At 41.0% G+C, this 22,477-nt stretch carries 21 protein-coding genes; 10 read left to right on the plus strand and 11 right to left on the minus strand.

Annotated features, from left to right (window positions below):
- Positions 1 to 7 precede the first annotated feature (7 nt).
- Positions 8 to 1,831 (minus strand): polysaccharide lyase family 7 protein, encoded by a 1,824-nt coding sequence (locus A9267_RS16615; protein ID WP_065109979.1) that lies wholly within the window; start codon positions 1,829 to 1,831, stop codon positions 8 to 10.
- 1,043 nt (positions 1,832 to 2,874) lie between these two features.
- On the opposite strand from A9267_RS16615, the gene A9267_RS16620 reads away from it, so the two are divergent.
- Entirely contained in the window at positions 2,875 to 4,341 is a 1,467-nt protein-coding gene (locus A9267_RS16620) for a carbon starvation CstA family protein (protein ID WP_065109980.1), read from the plus strand.
- 70 nt (positions 4,342 to 4,411) lie between these two features.
- Here A9267_RS16620 and A9267_RS16625 read toward each other — a convergent pair whose 3' ends face one another.
- A complete protein-coding gene (locus A9267_RS16625) occupies positions 4,412 to 4,888 on the minus strand; it encodes a hypothetical protein (protein ID WP_065109981.1) in 477 nt (158 codons plus the stop codon).
- A gap of 208 nt (positions 4,889 to 5,096) precedes the next feature.
- Positions 5,097 to 7,025 carry a putative bifunctional diguanylate cyclase/phosphodiesterase gene (locus A9267_RS16630; protein ID WP_055024763.1) on the minus strand — a complete coding sequence of 643 codons (1,929 nt, stop codon included), beginning with the start codon at positions 7,023 to 7,025 and terminating at the stop codon, positions 5,097 to 5,099.
- Between the two features lie 574 nt (positions 7,026 to 7,599).
- Here A9267_RS16630 and A9267_RS16635 point away from each other — a divergent pair.
- A complete protein-coding gene (locus tag A9267_RS16635; RefSeq protein WP_065110070.1) occupies positions 7,600 to 8,850 on the plus strand; it encodes a sensor histidine kinase in 1,251 nt (416 codons plus the stop codon).
- A gap of 13 nt (positions 8,851 to 8,863) precedes the next feature.
- Complete coding sequence (locus tag A9267_RS16640; RefSeq protein ID WP_065109982.1) at positions 8,864 to 9,406, plus strand: response regulator transcription factor; 543 nt, start codon at positions 8,864 to 8,866, stop codon at positions 9,404 to 9,406.
- A 28-nt stretch (positions 9,407 to 9,434) separates the two neighbouring features.
- Here A9267_RS16640 and A9267_RS16645 read toward each other — a convergent pair whose 3' ends face one another.
- On the minus strand, positions 9,435 to 10,349 hold the full coding sequence (locus A9267_RS16645) for a LysR family transcriptional regulator (protein ID WP_065109983.1): 915 nt from the start codon (positions 10,347 to 10,349) through the stop codon (positions 9,435 to 9,437).
- A 143-nt stretch (positions 10,350 to 10,492) separates the two neighbouring features.
- On the opposite strand from A9267_RS16645, the gene A9267_RS16650 reads away from it, so the two are divergent.
- Entirely contained in the window at positions 10,493 to 10,933 is a 441-nt protein-coding gene (locus tag A9267_RS16650; protein WP_065109984.1) for a PACE efflux transporter, read from the plus strand.
- A 57-nt stretch (positions 10,934 to 10,990) separates the two neighbouring features.
- On the opposite strand, the gene A9267_RS16655 is transcribed toward A9267_RS16650, so the two are convergent.
- Positions 10,991 to 11,479: a hypothetical protein gene (locus A9267_RS16655; protein WP_065109985.1), complete on the minus strand. Its 489-nt coding sequence runs from the start codon at positions 11,477 to 11,479 to the stop codon at positions 10,991 to 10,993.
- 219 nt (positions 11,480 to 11,698) lie between these two features.
- On the opposite strand from A9267_RS16655, the gene A9267_RS16660 reads away from it, so the two are divergent.
- From A9267_RS16660 to A9267_RS16670, 3 genes are all read left to right on the plus strand, one after another.
- A complete protein-coding gene (locus tag A9267_RS16660) occupies positions 11,699 to 12,718 on the plus strand; it encodes a M14 family zinc carboxypeptidase (protein ID WP_065109986.1) in 1,020 nt (339 codons plus the stop codon).
- A 59-nt stretch (positions 12,719 to 12,777) separates the two neighbouring features.
- Positions 12,778 to 13,536 (plus strand): alpha/beta fold hydrolase, encoded by a 759-nt coding sequence (locus A9267_RS16665; RefSeq protein WP_065109987.1) that lies wholly within the window; start codon positions 12,778 to 12,780, stop codon positions 13,534 to 13,536.
- A gap of 139 nt (positions 13,537 to 13,675) precedes the next feature.
- Positions 13,676 to 14,050 carry a hypothetical protein gene (locus A9267_RS16670; protein ID WP_055024855.1) on the plus strand — a complete coding sequence of 125 codons (375 nt, stop codon included), beginning with the start codon at positions 13,676 to 13,678 and terminating at the stop codon, positions 14,048 to 14,050.
- Between the two features lie 11 nt (positions 14,051 to 14,061).
- Here A9267_RS16670 and A9267_RS16675 read toward each other — a convergent pair whose 3' ends face one another.
- Complete coding sequence (locus A9267_RS16675; RefSeq protein WP_065109988.1) at positions 14,062 to 14,478, minus strand: thiol-disulfide oxidoreductase DCC family protein; 417 nt, start codon at positions 14,476 to 14,478, stop codon at positions 14,062 to 14,064.
- A 180-nt stretch (positions 14,479 to 14,658) separates the two neighbouring features.
- Here A9267_RS16675 and A9267_RS16680 point away from each other — a divergent pair, with 180 nt between their 5' ends.
- Positions 14,659 to 14,949, plus strand: a complete 291-nt coding sequence (locus tag A9267_RS16680) for a hypothetical protein (protein WP_065109989.1) — start codon at positions 14,659 to 14,661, stop codon at positions 14,947 to 14,949.
- 122 nt (positions 14,950 to 15,071) lie between these two features.
- On the opposite strand, the gene A9267_RS16685 is transcribed toward A9267_RS16680, so the two are convergent.
- Positions 15,072 to 15,962: a LysR substrate-binding domain-containing protein gene (locus A9267_RS16685; RefSeq protein ID WP_065109990.1), complete on the minus strand. Its 891-nt coding sequence runs from the start codon at positions 15,960 to 15,962 to the stop codon at positions 15,072 to 15,074.
- A gap of 191 nt (positions 15,963 to 16,153) precedes the next feature.
- Between A9267_RS16685 and A9267_RS16690 the strand changes: the two genes are divergently transcribed.
- The gene (locus tag A9267_RS16690; protein WP_065109991.1) at positions 16,154 to 17,116 is read left to right on the plus strand and encodes a TDT family transporter; all 963 of its coding nucleotides are present in this window, start codon (positions 16,154 to 16,156) and stop codon (positions 17,114 to 17,116) included.
- Here the strand turns inward: A9267_RS16690 and A9267_RS16695 are convergent.
- The 4 genes from A9267_RS16695 to ppiC form a co-directional block, all read right to left on the minus strand.
- The gene (locus tag A9267_RS16695; RefSeq protein ID WP_065109992.1) at positions 17,113 to 19,566 is read right to left on the minus strand and encodes a penicillin acylase family protein; all 2,454 of its coding nucleotides are present in this window, start codon (positions 19,564 to 19,566) and stop codon (positions 17,113 to 17,115) included. The two genes, A9267_RS16690 and A9267_RS16695, sit on opposite strands and share 4 nt — an antisense overlap.
- A 157-nt stretch (positions 19,567 to 19,723) precedes the next feature.
- Positions 19,724 to 20,455: a YccT family protein gene (locus tag A9267_RS16700; RefSeq protein ID WP_065109993.1), complete on the minus strand. Its 732-nt coding sequence runs from the start codon at positions 20,453 to 20,455 to the stop codon at positions 19,724 to 19,726.
- 123 nt (positions 20,456 to 20,578) lie between these two features.
- Entirely contained in the window at positions 20,579 to 21,241 is a 663-nt protein-coding gene (locus A9267_RS16705) for a sulfotransferase family protein (RefSeq protein WP_065109994.1), read from the minus strand.
- 143 nt (positions 21,242 to 21,384) lie between these two features.
- Positions 21,385 to 21,663, minus strand: coding sequence for a peptidylprolyl isomerase PpiC (ppiC, locus tag A9267_RS16710; protein ID WP_065109995.1), 279 nt, complete (start codon positions 21,661 to 21,663; stop codon positions 21,385 to 21,387).
- 173 nt (positions 21,664 to 21,836) lie between these two features.
- Between ppiC and A9267_RS16715 the strand changes: the two genes are divergently transcribed.
- Positions 21,837 to 22,466: a DsbA family protein gene (locus tag A9267_RS16715; protein WP_065109996.1), complete on the plus strand. Its 630-nt coding sequence runs from the start codon at positions 21,837 to 21,839 to the stop codon at positions 22,464 to 22,466.
- Positions 22,467 to 22,477: the final 11 nt, after the last annotated feature.

Consider the following 22,477-nt stretch of genomic DNA (forward strand, 5'->3'; position numbering starts at 1 on the left):
TYATTGATTAATAGGCATACCCATCATGCTTATTGCTCAAACTATAAAATGTCGCTTGAACATAATCATCTGCGTCACCAGTATTGTTTTGGTTATAAACACCCGCTTTGAAGTACATGTATTGATTGCCAGCATCGTAAGAGCTTGCACTCATATCGACTTCTTCAACAACATCAGCTTTACCTTCGCGCATAATTGTTACGGTTAAGATATTACCCACCACTTTGACTCGGTAACTGAACTTTTCATCAAGGCTGATACCATCAGCTGGGTTTGAAGCTGAGCTGCTACGTGAACCAATCATTTCGTAGTATTGCTCAGATCCAGTAATAGGTTCATGGGCAATGTAAATTGAGCCTTTGCTATTCGATGGCAACTTACGGTAATAAAGGCGAAGAGGTTCGTCATCATTAGCATGGATCTGCCCAACAATCACACGTCCCACTTGGCTACTATCTCCGGTGGTGGTGACATGGTTGACGGCAAGCGTTGCTTCTAATGTACCGTCGACACCACCTGCTTCGTTTTGATCTGATGAAGGAGCGCTGCTGAACACCCAGTTATTGCCTCCGACACCTTGAGTGCTATAACTGGTATCTCCGCGGCGTAGCATTTCACGTAACTCAGTACGAGCATAACTGGTGTTAGTAGAGGTTTTTGGTGCATCAATAGGGCATCTGAACACCATGCCGCCATCTGCTGCGGTGTAAAAGTACGGGCTTCGAGTATATCCACTGGATAATTCAATTTCTTTAATGGTGTCTGACTTACCATCGTTGTTTTCATCAACAGGCACACCCAATGTCCAATCCACTAACTCGAAGTTACCTGACGGTGGTAAGTCAGGGTCTAAATTTCCTACAGGGTTGCTGGGTTCTGTAGGCTCGGTTGGCGCACTGCCATCAGAACAGCCATTGATTTTGGTTTCAACAATGCTGTTCCATGTATTTGAAGAGTTGCCATAGCCTATGATTTGGACATACTGCGCGCTTGTATCAGTAACATCATATTCTTCAAGGCCAGAATTACTTCCGCTAGACTCCCCTGAAGCTAAGACGGAAATCCAGTTATTGCCATCTAATGATGTTTCAATATCAAAGTAAGATGAGCGTTCATTACCTTTAAACCATGCTACTGAGACAGATTTAACTTCTGATTGGACACCTAAATCGTAAATAATGGTTTTGCCCTCACCATTGGATGACCAGCGTGATTCAGTGCCAAAATTATTGTCGATGGTATTCGCAGGTCCATGGCCATCGTTGCTACCATTATCGGTTGCTGAGGCAATGGTTAACGCACTGCTACCTGTGCAGGTGACTGGTGTGATTGGCTCTGTGGGTTCTGTGGGTTCTGTAGGCTCTGTGCTGTTTGATGTTTTTTCTAATCCAAATGAGTCAAAGCGACCTTCACTACCAAAATACTCTCCATAAATAGTGATAGTATTTGCTGAGCCACTATTAAATGACACACTGACTTGTTGCCATTCACTTGTGCTTACCGTAGTTGATTCACTGACACCGCTGCCTGAAACCCCTAGCTTTCCGCCACCAGACACATACGCTGTAAGGGTATAGTTACTATTGGCATCGACAGTGACGTTTTGTTCAACCCTGCCGTTATTTCCAGACATTTTTGCTGATTTACTGCCTTGATAAGCCACACCAGAGACGGATGAAGGATCGATATCGGTCCAGCCATCAAAGCTATTTTCAAAGCTAGGGTTGTTAATGTTGATGGTTTCAGTGTGAACAACACCGCAGCTGAAAGTGCAAGTAAGTGCTGTCGCCAGGGTAATGGCAAGTTTATGCTTTTTATGATGTTTTATCATTTTTGTACCTTAGGTCGTTTCCCCATTTGAGTTAACAACTTATTCAGTAAAATCTCTTACTTTATCTCAGCATTTAGATCAGATCATTGTATGAAAAGCGAATACAACTGAATAAGTTGTTGCTACCTAATACATAAAATGACCTCAGTAATGTAATACACTATTTGAAGCATTAGGTATTACTGGTTATATGATCTTGTTACCAATTTGTAAAACTTATTTGTGTCTGAATAACGTAAATTGGTTATAATTAAGAGTGGATTGAATAGGTTTTATATTGTTGTCACGTGCTAGGTTTCTGATTTTAAAGGGTGTGAATATTTTTTATAGCCTTGTTATTTACATGGCTGATTCTTATATCATTTTAGAATAACTATATAAGCTATTGCTTATTTTTGCTTTGCAAGTCAAATTGGTAAGGTAGGTTTATGCTTTTGAACGGTTCTTTAACTGTTAATCAGGAAAGTCTCTGCATATTCACAATCTGGTAAGGTTTAGAGTGACAATGTTGAGCTTGATAGTGCGGAAGAAAGCGTTAAGCGAAAATCGCTCAACTTTGATTAAGCGTCAAATCGCTAGTGTATCCAGTCTGCTGATATCACTGACGAGGTAATCGTTTAGCGGGTGAGTTAGTTCATTTTGCAATAATACGCCGCTGGATTAATCATTTTTTATTAGAGCTTGATCTAATTTTTGGACATTAGTTGTACGTATTTTCGCCCTAACCGAGTGTGACAGAATTAACTGTTTTGAAAGAAAATTTAATTAACATTTTTGGCACTTGCAATCGTGCTAAACGAGGCGGGTATGGCACTTTTGCTAGTAAAAGCCTTGTGGCTAGTGCATGTGCCTAGCATTGGCTTGTTTGGTAATATATTGAAGGTTTTCTGAGTTTACAATTAACTAACATTCCCCTTCGGATAAGGCATATAGCCTGACAACCCCTACTTTAGTATAAGGTCTAGCTACTTGACCAATGGCACGTAGTGCATGACACTCAAAGCTATTCTAATACCCTACACAGTTACGGATGGCTCAATAAAATGCTAATTTTCCTCATTTGTATTGCGTTATTGATCCTCGCTTACAAGTTTTACAGCCCTTTTGTAGAACGCCAAGCAGGCATTAATCCCAACGCAAAAACCCCACAACAACGTTTTGAAGATGGTGTCGACTATGTTGAAGTTCACCCTGTTAAAGCGTACTTAATTCAATTCTTGAACGTTGCAGGTGTTGGTCCAATCTTTGGTCCCATCTTAGGTGCCTTATATGGCCCAATTGCACTTGTTTGGATTGTACTGGGGAATATCATTGGTGGGGCGGTTCATGACTACTTCTCTGGTGTATTAAGTATCAAAGAAGACGGTAAGAGTTTACCTGAAATTGCTGGACATTATTTTAATGTTTACTTTAAAGGTGTCATGCTGATATTCACGGCAATGTTATTGTTCTTCGTGGGTGTCGTATTTATTATGAGCCCAGCAGGATTATTAAGTAACCTTGATTATTTTGAAGGCACTATTTTAGCCAATAACGTCTTTTGGGTATTAGTGATTTTAGGCTACTACTTCTTAGCGACCTTACTGCCTATCGATAAAATCATTACTAAACTTTACCCGTTGTTTGGTTTATTAATGATTGTAATGACGACATCTATTGCGGTGGCGTTATTAATTAGTGCTCCTCAGTTGCCAGAAATGGGCGATATTTTCGCTTACTTTGACCATAGCCATTACAACAATGATTTATTAGAACCAAACCCAGATGGACTACCTGTATGGCCATTGCTGTTTGTGACCATTACTTGTGGTGCAATTAGTGGTTTCCACTCGACTCAAGCCCCTATCATGGCGCGTTGTTTAACCAACGAAAAATACGTGCGCCCAGTTTACTACGGTGCAATGATGTCAGAAGGCATTGTTGCTTGTGTATGGGCAACTGCTGGTATTGCGGCTTTCCCTGGTGGATATGCAGAGCTTAAGAGTATTCTTGATGCTGGTGGTCCTGGACTTGTTGTTAATCAAGTTGCAACCAGCTACTTAGGTGTTGCGGGTGGTATTATGGCAATTATTGCTGTTGCTATTTTCCCTATCACGTCTGGTGATACAGCATTCCGTTCATTACGATTAACCATTATTGATGCATTTAAAATTCCGCAAAGTATACGTAACCGTTTACTTGTGGCATTGCCAATTTTAGTGATTGCTTACTTCATGACTAAGATTGACTTCTCGCTGATTTGGCGTTACTTCGCCTTCTCAAATATGCTGCTTTCTACCAGTGTTTTATGGTTGGCGACTAAGTACTTATTTGACCGTGGAACTTTCCACTGGATTGTGAGCTTGCCTGCGATTGTCGGTACTTGTGTCACCGTATCTTATATTATGACTGCGGGTATTGGTTTTGGTTTACCACAATCATTAAGTCAACCTGTCGGGATTGCCACCGGTATCGTTTGTTTAATTGGGTTAATCATTGCCCATAATAAACGCAAACCTGTGACTGAATAACCTCGATAAGAAAAACAAAAAGGACTGCAATTGCAGTCCTTTTTTGTATTTGTTCGCACTAGAAGTCATTTTACGTTTTATTGCTGATGAACGCTTTGAGACGTTCGCTCATATCAGAAAATATGCTAAATATCCTGACAAATCCGTAATAAAGATATCTAAGCTGAAAGTCCCCCAAATAATACAAAAACACGTCATCAGCTTGTTTTCGAGTAATCGGAATCTCATGCCGGTACTGGCACAAAACGTCATGAACCATCGAAGCGTAATAGGTGATAGGTTTACCTGTATTAACCAGTTTTCGACCATCTGGTACACCCAGTAAGCATAAATCAAAACAATTCACTTTTGGTGTGCAACCATCCCAAGCATAACCCTTTTCACGGCTTCCTTTCACAGTGATATCGCCAGCGGTATTGATCTCTAAAAACGTTTCTTCTTGGCTGAATGCTTGCTTAATTGTAGTTGCGTGGAATACCACATCTTCATGGACCACAAATTTATAAATGCCTTTTCTTTTTTTAGCGGGGCTGGCTGTAAGACTCATGGTTCCTCTCCTCCTTGAAGATGGATTTATGGTGCATCGTTGTTGTGCTAGTGATTAATCTAGCAGACTTGGTCAGTAAAAAAATCAGTAGAGAGGATGTTTTAAAGCGCTAGTGAAGTGTTAAAGCAAGTTACCACAGCCTCAAGTAAGGCTATGGGGCGAGTAAAGTGAGTTTAGGTTGTGTGCAGGTAATAATAAATAAAGTGGCTTAGGCCGCTTCTGTAGGTGATTTAGGAGTACAAACTCCAGTTCCAGTGAGCGCAATATGATTTAGATTATTGCGAATAACCTTGGAGCCGACATTGTAAGATGATTCAGGTCGGCTAATTAAAAATCCTTGCACGCAATGAATGCCTAGATTTTTAACTAGTTCAAATTGCGATGCGACCTCGACACCTTCTGCAACTATTTTTAAATCTAACTGCTTGCCTAAGTCACTAATGGAATTAAGAATTTTTTCATATTTTGGGTTGATAGTCGCTTGATCGATAAATAGTTTATCAATCTTAATAATATCTACGGGGAGATTACCTAACGCAGATAATGAGCTAAAGCCGGTACCGAAGTCATCAATGGCTATCTGCACGCCTTGTTGGCGAAGGCGCTCTAAATCATCAATGATTTTTTCTGAAGCATGGATCAAGCAAGACTCAGTGATTTCCAATAGAAGAGCGGTTGGAGGTAAGCCTGTTTTCGCTAACGTGTCCATCACCCACTCATAAACGGGTAAATGTTTTAATTGAATCCCAGAAATGTTGACAGACATTTTGACTTTATTCATGCCTGCATTATGCCACGCGGACATTTGGCGGCAGGCTTCAAACAAGATCCAATTACCTAACTCAATAATGAGGTTAGAGTCTTCAGCGATAGGAATGAATTCGGCAGGTGAGATCGGGCCTTCAACAGGATGATTCCAACGAGCTAGTGACTCGAAGTAATCAATGCTGAAATCATCCACATTCACAATCGGTTGGAACGACAAAGTAAAACTTTGACTGGCAATAGCAAGGCGCAGCTCTTCAATCAAGTAATGGTAACGTCTAATTTTATTACCCATTTCTGGCGAGTAAACTCTAAAAATACCTCGGCCATCCGTTTTAGCACGGTACATGGCAACATCAGCCATTTGTAATAGGGTGTTAGGGCTAGAAGCACTATCAGGGTATGTAGCAATACCGATACTGGCGCCAATTTTAATCACCTTATTACCGAGTACAAAGTCACGTTCAATCTCATGTAATACATTTTGGGCAACATCAATGGCACGATTTTCATCTTCAAAGTCTTCGATAAAAATGGAAAACTCATCACCGCCAAGTCGTGATAAATTGAGCTCGAGTTTTACGGTTTCACTGATTTGACTTAAGCCTTGATTGCGAACAACCGTGGCTAAACGCTGAGCGACCTGAATTAAGATTTCATCACCAAAGCTGTGACCAAAAGAGTCATTAACCTGTTTAAAACCATCAAGATCGATAAATAGTAGGGCTTGTTTCTTCTGCTTTTTTTCTGCCAGTGCTAATTGCTTCTCAAGGTGTTCTAGATAGGCGTGACGGTCTATTAGCCCTGTTAATTTATCTTGGTATATTCCTAATAAATTCTGAGTGGTTTGCTGCTTAACGTGCTTGTTTAATTCATTAAGAGCCACACTGATATGCGAGAGGGTATTTTGTCCGTCATTTTCAGGCGGAGCGATATTGTAACTTTTGAGTAATTTATTGGTTTCGTTGTTAATAAAACTCAATGATGCACTGTTTTTACGATCGGAACGTGATTTTATATAAAAGGGAATCAAATAAGCTAAAAAAGCCAATAACAATAATGGAATATTGCTGAACATCATCATCTCACTCAGTACATCTTTAATTTTGACGACTTCTAGTACATCTGATTTTTTAGATAATACGGCGTAGTAATACTGGCCTGATTGAACCAAATTGTTATCAATAAATAATAACTTTTGCCAATGAGTGGGTAGGTTACTGGCTTCACTCAATGGGATTTGAGTAATTTTATGATGGAAAATATTGCTATGAATACCTTGCAATCCATGATTAAAACTTAGCACCAATAATACGTACAGCATGCAAATAAAGCTGACGATGGTAAAGGTAAACTTAGATAATTTAGTCATAAACAAACTTCATATTCTTGATGGATTGCATTGCCATGTAAGTGACATGTTGCACAAGGTTAATTGCGTTATTATATAGTTTAACCATTGTAAGTACAATTGTTTGTGACATGTTAAGCGGTTAAAAGTCTAATAAAATTAGTTGTTTACCTTGTTTTTACTTGTGAGTGGGCTTTAGCAGGGGAGCTAATTGTAAAAACGTGAAGAGCGGTGTTTAGCATGCAATATTTGCAAGCTTGTTTCGGGGTAAAGAAACGTTAAGTTTTTATCGACTGTGTAAAAATTACCTTGAGAAAGAATTGATAAAAATCGATTCTGATAATTGGTTTTTAACGCTTAGTATTGGTTTTTATTATAAAAATTGATTAAAAAATATTCTTTGATTTCGGTCAGTTTAATTATTTCTCTTGCCTGTGTATGTTATGTAAATTACATATTTGTTGTTTTTGTGGTGTTAGGTAACGATTTTTTAAATTGATGAGGTATAAAAGTCGACTGAGTAGCGTTTTTATTTTTGGGTTCGTGATTAAATCTTTGGTACTTATCTATGCTATTTAAAGGTATCGAAGTATTCATGTTTGAAAAAACAAGTGGCTTTGAAAGGAACAAAGAGCAACTCGCACTACTTAGACTCATTAATTGGTTATTGAAATTAGGGCTGATTTTTTTCGGCACAGAGTTATTCGATTTGACTTGGCCGCCCAAAGAGTTGAGCTATGTACTTTTAGTCGAGTTCATTTATGTCGTTGCCTGCTTTCGATATCGATTCCAATGTATTAATACACCTTCCATTTTATTTAGTACCTTACTGTTAGATACATTGTTCTGGGCTATCTGGCTGTTTTATACAGGTGGTGCCACGAATGCGTTTGTATCATTATTGCTATTACCCATTGCTATAGGTGCTGTCACCCTTTCTCGCTGGGCGCCGTGGGTACTGACGTTTCTCTCTACTGGGTTATATACCTTGATGATGTTTACTATGCCTGAAAACCGTATCCGTCATCATGGTATGGACATGAGTTCGCATTACCTTGGAATGTGGTTTAATTTTGTTATTTCAGCCTTGGTGCTCACAATTACTGTCGGTTATATCGCTAAGCGAGTCAGACAAAAAAATGCCCAGCTCAGCTACTTACGAGAGGCGCAACTTAGACAAGAAAAGTTGCTTGCACTCGGAACTGCCTCTGCCCAAATAGCACACCAAATGGCTACGCCTCTGGCTACGTTACGCTTACTTGTTGATGAATTAGCTGAAGAAGGTGTCGCAACTGATATCGAACCTGATATGCAACAAGCCTTACTTCGATGTGAGGCGACATTGGCTGATTTGCGTCATGCAACAGAATCGATAAGAGAGCAAAAACGTGTTGCCACACCTATTCATCATTTTGTTGAAGATTTACGCGATAGAGTGCAATTACTGATGCCAGAAACGCAATTGGTGATTGAGCAAAATGAATTGCTCCATTCAGCCACAATCAATACTGATGCCAGTGTACTGCCTGCTTTTTTAGCCTTAATCGACAACGCTGCTCGTGCGAGTGTTGAAAATATCAATATTGCTAAAGTGATGCTGACTGTTGTGAGCTCTTCTCCACAAGAGGTGTGCGTTAATATTCGCGACTTTGGCAAAGGTATGGGGGCACAGCAGTTGGCTGAACTAGGACAGAATGTCGTAAGCGATCCAAAAGGAATGGGAATAGGGGTGTTATTGAGCCATGCCAGTTTTGAGCGTTTGGGCGGCCAGTTTAGTTTGTGTCAGCATCAAGAGGGCGGAACCATTGCATCAGTGACCTTGCCTGTGACCAATAATAATTTATAAGGTGGTGTGCAGTATGAACAAATTACTGATTATTGAAGATGACCAAGCATTATCATCAACTTTGGCAAGGCGATTAACTAAACAGGGATTTGAATGCGTTCAATGTCATGATGCAAGTAATGGGCTACTCATGGCGAGGCAGTTTATGCCGAGCCATATTTTACTTGATATGAAAATTGCTGATCACAATGGCTTAACCCTGATTAAACCGTTACGTCAGCACTTGCCAAAGGTCAAAATGGTACTGCTTACTGGATATGCCAGCATTGCCACAGCGGTTGAGGCAATAAGGTTAGGGGCGGATAATTACTTAGCTAAACCCGTAGATACGCAAACCTTGCTAAATGCGCTTGCAGCAGAAGTCGAACCAAAGGTTCAAGCTGAATTTACAGAACAACCATTAAGTCCGAAGCGATTAGAGTGGGAGCATATTCAGCAAGTGCTGGCGAATAATAATGGTAATGTGTCAGAAACTGCCAGAGTATTGGGGATGCATCGCCGTACATTGCAGCGTAAGTTACTTAAAAAGCCGGTAGCGGATAATCGATGTGCCTAATACGATTCTCCTTGTATTGTTTATTTACTTAGTGGTTAATTTGGAAGTTATTGTGTAAGTTTTGCTGGTTCATATAGTCCTTAATCAGCACCATAGCACGTTCATAAACTGGGCCTAATGGATGGCGGCGACTAGACAAGCAATCGACAGTGTTTATCCAGCCGTTGGGTTCGTAATCAATATCGAGTTTGATAAGCCTTCCTTGTTCAATGGCGCTTTGCACCATCTCCTCAGGCAATATCGACCAACCAATGCCTTGCTGAGTTAATTCATTAATGATGTTGTGATTGCTGGCATACCAATGTTGCGAGCTAATACCATTGCTAAACCAAAGCTCTTGCCCTTGAGTAGCACGAAGGACTACCTGACGATGATGGCGAAGGTCTATATCTTTAATGCCGTGCATGTTTGATAACGGATGCTCAGGCGCCGCCACCGTGATAAAACGTGTATAACCCACCGTAGTAAAGTCAACTTGATGGTGGATTTTACCATCCGCGTAAACAATGCCGATATGAGCGCTACCTTCTTCAATGAGTTTGCCGATATCTAGTGTCGATTCAGCAATGATTTCAATATTGGTGATAGGAAACTCATCAGCAAGCAATGCCAGTTGCCCCAGCAGTGCAGGGCTAATTAGACTTTCTTCAATGGCGATAACTAGCTCATGTTCATGTTGCTGCTCAAGCGAGGCAATTTTTTGCTCTAAATGGAGTTGTTGCAGCATCAATGCCTTTACTACAGGTAAAAGGGCTTCACCTTCAGATGTCAGCTCTGGAATATTGCCACTTCGGTCAAATAAGGTTTGATTGATACTAATTTCTAAATTGGCGATCGCTTGGCTAATGCCTGATTGAGCTCGGTTGAGTTTTCTTGCAGCAGCTGAAAATGACCCTGTTTCACATACTGTAATAAATATTCTTAGTTGCTCGAAACTATACATTGCCCGCTCTCAATCTTTATCTCAACCCTGTTAAGGTATCACTATTCGTGATGGCTGTTAACTTTTGTTGATGGATTACGCTTGCCATAATCTCGCTTGTTTTCAGCTATAGAGTCGAATCTATAGCATCAGCAGAGGTTAATATGTCTACGTTAGAGCGTGTGTTTCATGCGGTGTTGTTTGAGTTTTTGGCCATTATTGGTTCCGTGATTGGATTGATGTTGTTTACTGAACATGAATTGGCTTCCCTTTCAGGAACAATGATAGCTATTGCGACAATCGCCATGGGCTGGAATTTTGTATTTAATCTTGGGTTTGACCGTTTCTTTACTGGAGCTCGTGAAAAGAGAACCGTAAAACAGCGAATAATACAAATTGCCTTGTTTGAAAGTGGCTTATTGATACTGACCATTCCTGTGATGGCCTATATTTTAGACATTAGCCTGATAGAGGCTTTTTGGCTAGATATCAGTGTGACCTTGTTCATCACAGTCTATGCCTATGTTTACAATTATGCTTATGATCATATTCGCGCCAGCATCATCAGTAAACGGCAAGCTCATGAGCCCTTAGAGCTATCATGATATTGCCGCTTACTAAGCGCATGTGCATATTGTCGTTAGTCGTATGCGCTAAAGGTGTTACTTTGGCGCATCGGCTTTTTTACTTGCGACCACTTCAGAAGCCAGCTTAACAATAGGAACTAATGCGGCGATTCCTCCTTCACTAAAGGCTTTAATATCTTTGCCAATGCGCTGCATTCGCTCGACCGTAATGGTGACATCTTCAGCAGTGTTCGTGAGTTCTGTTTTGAGGCTGTCAGCAAGTGCATCCCTAATTTCCATAGCAGCGGCATCAGGTTGGTGATTTGAGTGGGCAAGCAGCAATAATCCAGGAATAACTGTAAATGTGCCGTTCAAGGCCACTAACCACCATGCTTTTTGTGCATATATACCCAGGTCAGCAATGCTTAGATAAATAGCGACATTTAGCGCTAATACGGTTAAGGCAAAAAAAGACATGGCAATGGCCAGTAAAAAAGCGGCTTTGCGTTGATGTTTAAGCTCAGTTTTTAATAAGCTTTTTTCAAGGCTATACAGCATTTGAATTTTTTCAAAATCCATCTTCATGTTGAGTCCTTTTGGAAAATTCTGTTGCAAAAATTAAATGAAAATATTTAGTGAATTTAATCTGTTATGGCAATCAACTATAGCTGAGTATGGGGGAAATGTAACTTTGCTCGCTGATATGAGTCATTTAACGCATTACCAGTGTTTGTCATCAAGTTGTATTACTGCCTCAATAACCTTATGCCAAGGTGACAAAAGTAAGTTAATTAGGCATAGAACATGGGAAAGTTTTCGTTTGAGCATTCTTTTGAAATAGACACTTTGCAGCGGCTGATTGCTAAACACCAAGGGCTATTTCGTCACCAATCATTATTTGATACCCATTATCGAGGAAAGCCGCTTTCAATTACCGCCATTGAGCTTGGACATCAAGCGTCACCTTGCCCGACAGTGTTGTTTGTTGGTGGTATTCATGGGGTAGAGCGCATTGGCGCCCAAGTCGTATTGTCATTTTTAGACAGTTTATTGAATCGATTAGCGTGGGATAAGCACTTACAAATCTTGTTAAAGCGAGTGCGGTTAGCCTTTGTACCAGTGGCTAACCCTGTGGGCTTTTTACAAGGCTCACGCAGTAATGGTAATCATGTTGACTTGATGCGCAATGCTCCCATCGATGCGGAAGAAAAAGTCACCTTCCTAGTCGGCGGACACCGCATCAGTAGCAAGTTGCCTTGGTATCGTGGTCAAAATGGCATGGAGGCAGAAACTCAAGTATTAGTTGATTATGTGCGCGAGTTACAGGGCGCCAGTACCAGTGTCATCGCGCTAGATGCGCACTCTGGTTTTGGTTTAGCTGATCATATTTGGTTCCCTTATGCTCATACTCGCAAGCCCTTTGAAGGCATGGGCTATATCTACCACTTAAAGCAATTGTTCGACCGTGGTTATCCGCATCATGGGCATTATAAAGTTGCACCGCAAAGTCACTATTATCAGACACACGGTGACATTTGGGATTACCTTGCCAAAACTCATCCCAGTAAAGTCCCTTTTGTGCCATTGACATTAGAGATGGGCTCCTGGGCTTGGGTAAAAAAGAATCCACGGCAAATATTTAATTTTTCGGGTTATTTTAATCCGCAGAAACCCCACCGTCACCACAGGATATTGCGCCGTCATGTTGTATTGATGCAATTTTTGATTGAAGCGGCTTTTTCTCAGACTCTTGAAGGAATCAGCGCCGAGCAATATTTAGGTTTACAAACTGATGCACAAAGGCATTGGTCTAAAAAACGTTAAGCGATATATTAGTGTCACTATAGTTTGTTGGTAGGTTAAATTTCACACTGAGGTAGTCGATGGCAACGTGGGTTTTACTGCGAGGGTTAATGCGAGATAGTCGTCACTGGTATGGCTTTGATACGCAATTACGTCAAGCGGGCATTAATTTGCTGACACCTGATGCCACTGGCAATGGGGAACTTGCTGATAGAAATAGTCCGTTAAATATCCGAGATTATTGCGATGATATCTGGCACCAAATAGATAAAGGCTTAGCTAAGAACCCAGATTATAGTCGAGAGTTAGTGGTTGTTGGCGTGTCGATGGGGGGCATGATCGCATTAGAAATGGCAAGACAACGCCACAAACAAGTACGTCATGCTGTATTGATTAATTCAAGTGCAGCTAACTTATCTCCTTGGTATCAGCGCTTTCAGTTAATGCCATTAGTGAATGCTATTTGGCATCGCCGTAAAGCAAAAGAGTTAAGTTTTGTAGAATCCTGCGTGCTTAACTACACCACAGTCACTAAAGCCCATGATGAAAAAGTCATTAAAGATTGGGGAAACATGCGTAGTCAATTACATACCCGTGTACTTAATGGCGCAAGGCAGATATATGCAGCTGCTCGTTACCAGAGTTCTTGGTTTGGTCACTGTAAAGTGAGTATTATTGTGGCGAATCAAGATAAGTTAGCCAACCCTAAATGTAGTGAAGCATTAGCCAAATTTTATCACACTGAATTGTTGCGTGTAGATCACTGCGGCCATGACGCAAGCCTAGATCAGCCTGAACAAATACAACAGCTTATTGAAATGGCGTTATCAAGGTCTTGATTTATGCTTTAGCGTTAATTGAGTCGACCTTGCTTGAGGTCACTGCTTTTGCTTATTACTGATTGCTGTGTGCTAGATAACGTTAAATTAATCAAAACACAGTATAATCAAAGCTAGGTTATGTTGATTGGAAGATGATGTGCTGACAAAAATACTAGTCACGTTATTAGTTATAGCGGGGGCTTTTGCCTATATTCGCAGTGGTCGAGGCACTAAAGTGAGCAACAATGATAAGTTGCTGGCAGGTGAAAATTCACCTTTTTTCAGCCGTGTTGTTATTTACGCCATGATTGCGGTATCCATGTTGGCCTCTGCTGGATATTGGGGCTGGACCTGGTATGACGATAACACCATCGTTGAAGTCACGATTTCCTCTCCAGTTGAAGCCATGTCTGCTAGCTATCAAGTTCGCAAAAAAGACATTGAAGCCCAGCGCATCACCACAGTCGATGGTATTCAAATTCGATTATCAAACCAAGAACGGTTAACGGTAAAAGCAACAGAGAGTCAGTAATAGCCAGTAAACTATTGGTCTAAAAATTTATGTTGTAACGCAGCTGTTGGTACCATACATGCCTGTTTTTTACCAAATAGGCGATATCGATTTTTGGCAACTAAACGATAGGCGTAATCCCGAATTATCTTGGGTAACACGCTAAACCCCCTACATAAATACCAAAATCCAGATAGATCTTTTGTTATCTCTAACGCTGCATCACTGCGTAAAAAAAACTTATCACCTTTGATTAGAATAAATGAATCATTACTGACAGCCTCCAACTGATGCTTGGCGATTAGCGATTGTGCTGTCTGGCTTTGCATTGGGGTGAACAAAAACACATCTTTATGGTCACGTTGAATGATAAAGCTAACCGCACCATTGCAAAGATTGCACACGCCATCGAAGATAATAATATGCTTTGGGATGAGCTGAGCCTTAATGTCTTTTTATAGGGAAAATTATTGTACTCGAAATATTACCTTGGTTGTTTACTGAGGTATTATTAATTGGCTAAACTCAGGCGTTTTCATTTTAAATGAGTTTGTAGCGCGTATTAAAACATGGATGTAACTCATACAACGACAAATTAAGCATAGTAGTCAGTTAAAGGGAGTTTAGCGATGGCACTTTTTTCTATTTCAATTGGGGCAATAATATTCTTAGTATCATTAATTTGGATGGTGTTATATACCCAATTATCTTCGAGTAATAATGCATTATTTGTGGCTATGGTGGGAATGCTACCGATTATATTCGGTTTATTTATTGCGGTTCCAAGTACCTTATACCGCACCATTTTTGTATTAATAAATAAACCTAAGCAATCATTGATAGAAAAAGTCATTTTAACGATGGGCTTAGCAATGACACTGCTGTTTGGGGCTGCCTTAGTGGATATTATTTTTCAATAACTTACCGAAAAACAGCACTTCTATTCTTGACTCTCTACCGCTATCACCATTCGCTTAAAACCATACTTTTCAGCCTATTTCATAGAGGGTAAAGCCTTATATCAATAACTCTATTTTTGTTGTTACTTGCCCCAATTGATACAATATTCAATAAAGTGTTTGAGTAGCGGGCTCTGATATTTGTCTTTGTGAAGTAATACCCAAAACTCTCTTGGCATTTCAATCGGGACATTCACCTTGCTGACGCGTTGGCTTTTTAATGCATGCTGGGCAGCGATATTCGATAAGCAGCCAAATCCAAGCCCTGCAGCTACGGAATTGATCAGTGCCTCTGTGGTATTAACTTCAATACTTTGATGCCATTGTTTAATGTGTGGGGCTAAGTTTTGAATAAAACTGTCCCTGGAGCCTGAGCCTTGCTCTCTGAGTACCCACTCACTGTTTTCAAGTTCTGATAATGCAACATGTTCTTTTGCTGCTAATGGGTGCGATGGAGCACAAATAATACACATGGCATCGCCACTAAAAGGCACCGCAATGATGTCAGGGTGATGTGGCTTACCTTCAATAAGACCAATATCGAGTTCATAATCAATGAGTTTTTGGCAAATATGTGCAGAGTTTGAGACAAATAAACTTTGGGTTTGCTGGGGTGTTATTTGCTTAAATCCGCTTAATATACTCGGCGATAAATGATTACCTATGGTGTCACTGCTTCCGACCCGTAAAACGGCTGATAAGCCTTGGTCTTGGTCAAACACATGATTGATGTGTTGTAGGCGGTTAATTAACTCATCGGCCAAGGGGAGTAATTTTTTGCCTTCTTGATTCAAGATTAAGCGATTATTTACTCGGTCAAATAATGGGTGGCCGAGTTGTTTTTCTAGTTCGGCTAACGACAAACTGACAGCCGCTTTTGAGACAAATAATGTTTCAGCAGCAGCGGTGAGCGTTTTGTGCTGAGTAATCGCATTGAAAACATTGAGCTGTTTAAACGAGATATGTGCTGACATAACGTGAGCCTTAGTGGTTTATAAACCTTATTATAAACGGTTACCTTAATCGTTAAGTATATCTTAACCTCGGTTTTAAATTGTTAGATATAAATAAACGTTTAGCAAGCGTAAGATCAACTTAATTGAAAAAGACAGCTCGTTTGCTCCAATGGTTTTTGAGCAAGCAGGTCAACGACATTGAGGTGATTATGTTACAAACCGCCAAAGTTAAATTGCTTGCAGCACCAACTCCTATGGCAGGTCTTGCACTTGGCATTGCGAGTTTAGGTTGGTGCTGGGAAAATTTTGCAGACATTCAAGGATATGGCCAGTTACTTGGCGCCTTGCTAGCCAGTGTGTTGCTGCTGGTGTTGACCGTAAAATATTTAATTCATTCTGACACCCTTAAAGCTGATTTAGCTCATCCTGTGGTCGGCAGCGTTGTGCCAACTTTTGCGATGGCCTTGATGGTCGTATCAAATGCGTTGGGGCATTACTCACTGATTTTAGGTGATAGTTTATGGCTTGTGGGTCTTGGGTTACATGTCGTCTTTTTAGTCACCTTTATCTATCATCGCGCAAAGGATTTTGAGCTCCACCACATGGTACCAAGTTGGTTTGTGCCACCCGTTGGAATTATCGTTGCTGACGTATCGTTTTCAGGTACAGGGGCGCTTAGTTTATTGGCAAATTCGGCATTAATATTTGGTATGTTGGCTTATGCAGTAATGCTGCCGATGATGATTTATCGCTTAATGTTCACCCATGAAGTCCCAGATGCCGCGAAACCAACAATTGCCATTTTGGCCGCGCCTGCCAGTTTGTCGTTAGCGGGATATTTAACGGTAACAGCGTCACCATCACCACTTATTGTTGCTTTACTATTTGGTATTGGCGTATTGATGACAGCGATTATTTACTTAGCTTTTTTCAAATTACTGCAGCTCCCATTTAGCCCAGGTTATGCGGCTTTTACCTTCCCGATGGTGATTGGTGCGACAGCGTTATTTAAGATGATTGAATGGATGCAAAGCATTGGCATGGCCAGTCAATATATTCAGCAAGTACAGTTACTGGCAACGATTGAGCTGACCATTGCTACGCTAGCGGTGAGTTATGTGGCAATCAGATATGCGTACTTTTTTAACGGCCAGCGTCATTTAACGGTTTAATCTGCCGTTGACTTAACGGCTTCACTATCTTGGGTATCTGATTGAGCCTCAGTTATATCGGTTTCAGTTAATGAACCATGATTATCTTTCAATGGCTCAATCATCAAGGTGTGCTCAATCTCAGTAGGTAATAATGGTGTATTTTGATGTGTCACATATTGCTGATAACCACTTCGGTAGTAAGGCGATAAAGGATGACCCGATTGCCCCCCCGGTATGGTCATAATTGCATCTTGCTCAGCACCTGGTTGTACAATAAAGCGCTGTGAAGCGCCAAACGATTTACCTTGAACTGCAGGCATAAAACTATCACCAAAACCGTCAACACTTGGCATATCTAACCAACGACTGAGTTGAGGGATCTGTTTTGAAAAAGGGTGTTGGATCACCAGTTGGTTGACCTTTCCCCAGCGTAGATCTGATAGCTTTTGATGCTTACTATACTTGGCGAATAAAGCCTGTTTGGCATCGTTATATGCGCTTAGTGCAAAGGCCTGCCAATGAGGTTGAGCTTTAGGTAGCCAACTGGCTGGCTGCTGCTCGATGATTTGCCACATAGGGGTTTCAAGGTATCGTTTTATCACTGACAAGCTGCTTTCTCTTTCTTTGAGCTCTGTTTCGATAGGGGCAAATGTTTGGTCTATTAGTGCCGTTCTAAAGTGTCTGACTAATGTGTAGCCCACTGAATCAGCACAAGCGCAGTGGCCCCAATTGGCAATCAGTTTTATGTCTTCGGCATATTCGACAGGGTATTCACTCAATATTTGCAGTAAATATTGCTGCCAAGGTGCTAAAAAAAGTGCTTCATTATCGAGCTGTAACTGATAAAAATCGGCTTCGTTAAAGTTGGAATTTGCTAATAGGCGATCACGTATCTGTACGCCGCGAGCGCCAAGCGCATAACCACCATCTCCAAAGCGTAATTGCTCTTCGCTAGATAAAACGCGAGAGTTTGCTGTCCATATACGTTGGTTATCTGGATTTATCACCTCAGGCATAACGGCTTGCTGCAGTTGCCATTTTGAAGATTGAAAATTGCTTGGTGACTGGGCTGTATTCGAAGGGTTGTCACGAGCGGGAACTGCCCCTGCGATTGTCCAGCCTGCATTACCTTGATTATCTGCCAGCAACATATTTTGTGCTGGGATCCCCATTTCTGTTGCAAGTGTGCTGGCTTGTTCAACAGTCTCTGCGGTTTCTAATGACAATAACGCCATGTTAACCGCGTAATCAGCATGCCCCACCCAAGAGAGTGCATAATTAACGCCCGCTACTGTTTTTACTGGACCAAATTCACTCACTTGAATCGTATAGTTCACTTGATCGTTAGGCAGTTCGATAGGTTCATATTCAATATCGATTGCTGTATCTGGGCTAATTTCAATCCAGTCCGCCGTGTCGATGTAACTGTTGGTAAAGCCCCAAGCGAGTTTGCCATTAGAACCAACGACTATCGCAGGTGCGCCCGGAAGGCTTACTCCCGTGATTTGGTGTGATGATTTATCTGAAATAGGTGGATTAGGTTTTGCTGAATCTTGAGCTGCACTTGTTTGGTAATTGAGTTGTGCACGATACCAAATAATGGGTACCGCAAAGGATAAATGCATGTCATCGGACAGCATGGCACGGCCGGAATCGGTTAATTGCCCCGTTACTGCCCAATTGTTACTGCCTACTTCTACTGGCTCTTCAATCGTCTGAGTTATCGCACTCAGTAAAATATCGTCCTCGAGAGCGGGAATATCTCCTTGATACAGCGGTATTTGACTGTCATCTAAGGCGGCTTGGTGATGACTTGGCTGGATTAAAAAATCGACCATTTCGTTGCCAAAGGCTTGCTGCAATTGGGTTAACGCCATATCACGTTTAATTGTATTACCTTGTAAATCTAGGTACATACTATAAATCACTAACAAGCTGTCAGTTTCATGCCATTCTCGTGGGCTAGATTGTGTTAGCAAGTACTCAAATGAGCGCACAGTTTGTTCTGCTAATGCATGATTTACCCCTTGGGTATATGCACTAAGCATGGCTTTATCTTGTAGTGGTAGTTGCTCAAAAATGTTTTGTGCTCGCATTCTTAATTGATGAAAACGTTTGTTTTTATCCAATTTAAGTGCGGCTTTGCCAAATATTTCAGCCAATTCACCAGCTGCATTTCGGCGTAATAAGTCCATTTGAAAAAATCGATCTTGGCTATGTGCATACCCCAAAGCATAGGCCGCATCTTTGCGGTTACTGGCGGTAATGATTGCGGTGCCTAATGTGTCTCGTTCAATGGTTAGTGGAGCTGAAATGTCGTCACTCACTACCGTGGCTGATAACGAGGGCATGCTTAAACGCAGGGTGCTATAAATAGCCAGAATGATAATACCGACTAGCAATAACACTATGGCTAGTGAATATTTGGTGAACTTAGATTGTAAAACCCGGTTAAGGCTAAAAGACATGATTTCTTACCCAGTAAAGTGAACCTGTCTATCATAACCAAGGTTATCGAATTGTTAAAAGTGATTTTTGAATATAGTGTGTAAAAAAGCAAAGTAGAAAGAATCAGTTAGCCTCACTTTTGGGTAAAGCTAACGGTTTCGAAGAAGGCGGGTTGCGTTACTGACTTATTTTGGCTTTAAACTTCGCTTTGGTTTCTGCATTGGCTTTGTTGTACCAGTAATCCAGCATTTCACTGATTTCAGCTTGGTCTTCAGCAATTGTTTTTGGGGTAATCACCTGTGGTTGAGCAGGCGCAACTGTACTGGCTGACGCTACGTTTGTCGGTACAGTGTTCGTTGATGCTGTATTAGTTGATGCTGTATTAGTTGATACTGTGTTAGTCGGTACTGTGCTCGTTGGTGCAAATGCAGCAACCGAGGCAAGCTGTTGTGTTTGATTGTAGGTGAGTAATTCTTCTTGATAATCTCGACCTAGCTGTAATCCATCCTTACGTAAAATGTCGGCTTGATATGCCACTGAATTACTTTGATTACTGCTCAGAGTGACTGATGGGGTTTTATTGAATTTATTCGCTGCATTTTTATTGCGAATGCTAGGTAGCGATAATTCATATTCAGCGTTATTGGCATCAAAGGTTAAAATGACAGGGTCTGAGTTAAACTGGGTTTGCATGCCACTATCGCGGTAATTGATAACGTAGCGAAACACGATTTGGTTAGTGCCTTCTACTAAAGTGACTTCACGGCCGCCATCAAACGTCTGGCCATTCAATACTTTGACTTCGGCACTGCTAGGCAATTTCAATATGCTGGCAGCAAAAGACATAGGGCTGACGAGTGATAAAAATAGTGTGATAACGAGTGTAGTGAAAAGTGGCTTAGAGGTCATAGTATTCTCATTTAGGCAAGGGGAGCTAACGCAGCTTGTACCTTGTATTAATGTATAAAAGCTCTGGTTAAGTTATAGCAAATCTTGCGATAGTTACATAATGACAAAATTGTTATTTAGCGATTAATGACTCAAACCTAGCTTTTTATAATCAAAGAACTTTCTATGTTCTGGGCCTGCCAAATTAGTATTAACCTTATTAGGGTGCTTATGCTCGCCCCAACTAGCCACATGCGTGCCGACATTTAACACAGGAAAACTGTGGTTAAGGCTGGCATTAATACGATTTTCGCTTACTCCAATAAAACGCAGTAGTTGCGTTAGGCTGTCTGGTTCGCTTAGTGTAATTGTGAGTAAATCATCACGCTGTGAAAAATAATTGAATACACCTTGCTGATGGCTTAGATAGCATGCTTTAAGCCGTGCTTCATCGAGTAAGTTGTCAGCGTTAATATCCCCAAAAGTTTGTTTAAAGCTACGTTTTAATATTGGATGAAACGTGCCAGTCTTTTCTAGCAAGTTAGGTTTCATTTTAGTGAGTAACATTTGAATTGAGGATACCCACTTATCAAGCGGCCTATCGATATAAACAAATTTGGCATCAGGAAACAGCTTGTCTAATTGGGGATAATCACAAAAGCAAGGTACATCGGATACCACATCAGCAACTTCAAAGGCACGTTTAGTGAGCCCAATATGGGCGACTTTAAACCCGTAATCTAATAATGCAACACTGACGCTGGTGGTGCCAGTACGTGGCAAACCAATAATAAAAACTTTATTCATAAATGCACTCAGGTTGGCAAAGAGCGATATAGGGAGGGTGGGCAAGTACCATAATGACTGTCACTTTTTTTGCTTGTATTTGACGTCACTGCTTGCTGTATTAGGCATTGCAACTATCAATAAGTAGCCAGCCGAACCTTAACTTAGGTTCTGTACAGCACTTTTATGACATGCCAACCAAATTTGGTTTTAACAAGGTGAGGTGTGATGAGTTCACCTGTAAAGCACACTTTATCAAACTGAGGTACCATTTGACCTTTTTTGAACTCACCTAAGTTACCGCCATTTTTACCCGATGGACACGAAGAGTGTTTTTTGGCGAGCACATCAAACTTGGCGCCTTTCTCGAGTTGTTTGATTAAATCTTCTGCTTGTTGCTTATGTTTAACGAGAATGTGCAAAGCAGCCGCTGTTCTGGCCATGATAAATACTCATTTTGACGGGTTGGAGATGAATGACGGGATTATAGCGTGATTTGCCTATGAGCGGCTACAAATGGCGTTACACTTTAACCTTATCCGTTATGTTGTAGATAGAGCAAGGATATTTTAAGCTCGAGAACTAGCCCTCATAAACTAATAATTAAGCGTGTTTTATGACTTCTAATACCGCAAAACTTAAATATGTGTACGACCCTATGTGTAGTTGGTGCTGGGGGTATCGACCCGCTTGGATAGCACTCAAACAGTTAATCGCAGAGCATGGTAACGATATCGAGATTGAGTATTGTCTAGGGGGATTAGCAGCAGATTCTGACGTACCCATGCCTGATGAGATGCAGGGCTTTTTGAGCCAAACTTGGCATAAAATTGCAGCGCAATTAGGCACTGAGTTCAATCACGATTTTTGGCAAGTGTGTCGCCCTAGACGTTCAACCTATCCAGCATGTCGCGCCTGTATCGTTGCCAGAGACCATGGCCTTGAGCAGCAAATGATACTGGCAATTCAAACTGCCTATTATTTAGAAGCAAAAAATCCATCAGATATTGATACTTTAGTGGAGGCAGCAGACAGTATTGGCATTGAAAGCGCTGCTTTTAGCAAAGCAATCATGTCTGATGAAGTAAATCAAAGGTTGATGGCTGAGCTCACCGTAGTGCATCAACTGCCAATAAGAGGCTTTCCATCATTAGTGCTCGAATATAAAGGGCGAAATTACCCTATTGCGCTCGATTATCGGGAAGCGCAAGTGACCTTTAATGAAATTAAGGCATTGATGGTTTAGAAAGTGGGGAG

Source organism: Shewanella sp. UCD-FRSSP16_17 (genome assembly GCF_001675935.1).
GTDB classification, from domain to species: Bacteria; Pseudomonadota; Gammaproteobacteria; order Enterobacterales; family Shewanellaceae; genus Shewanella; species Shewanella japonica.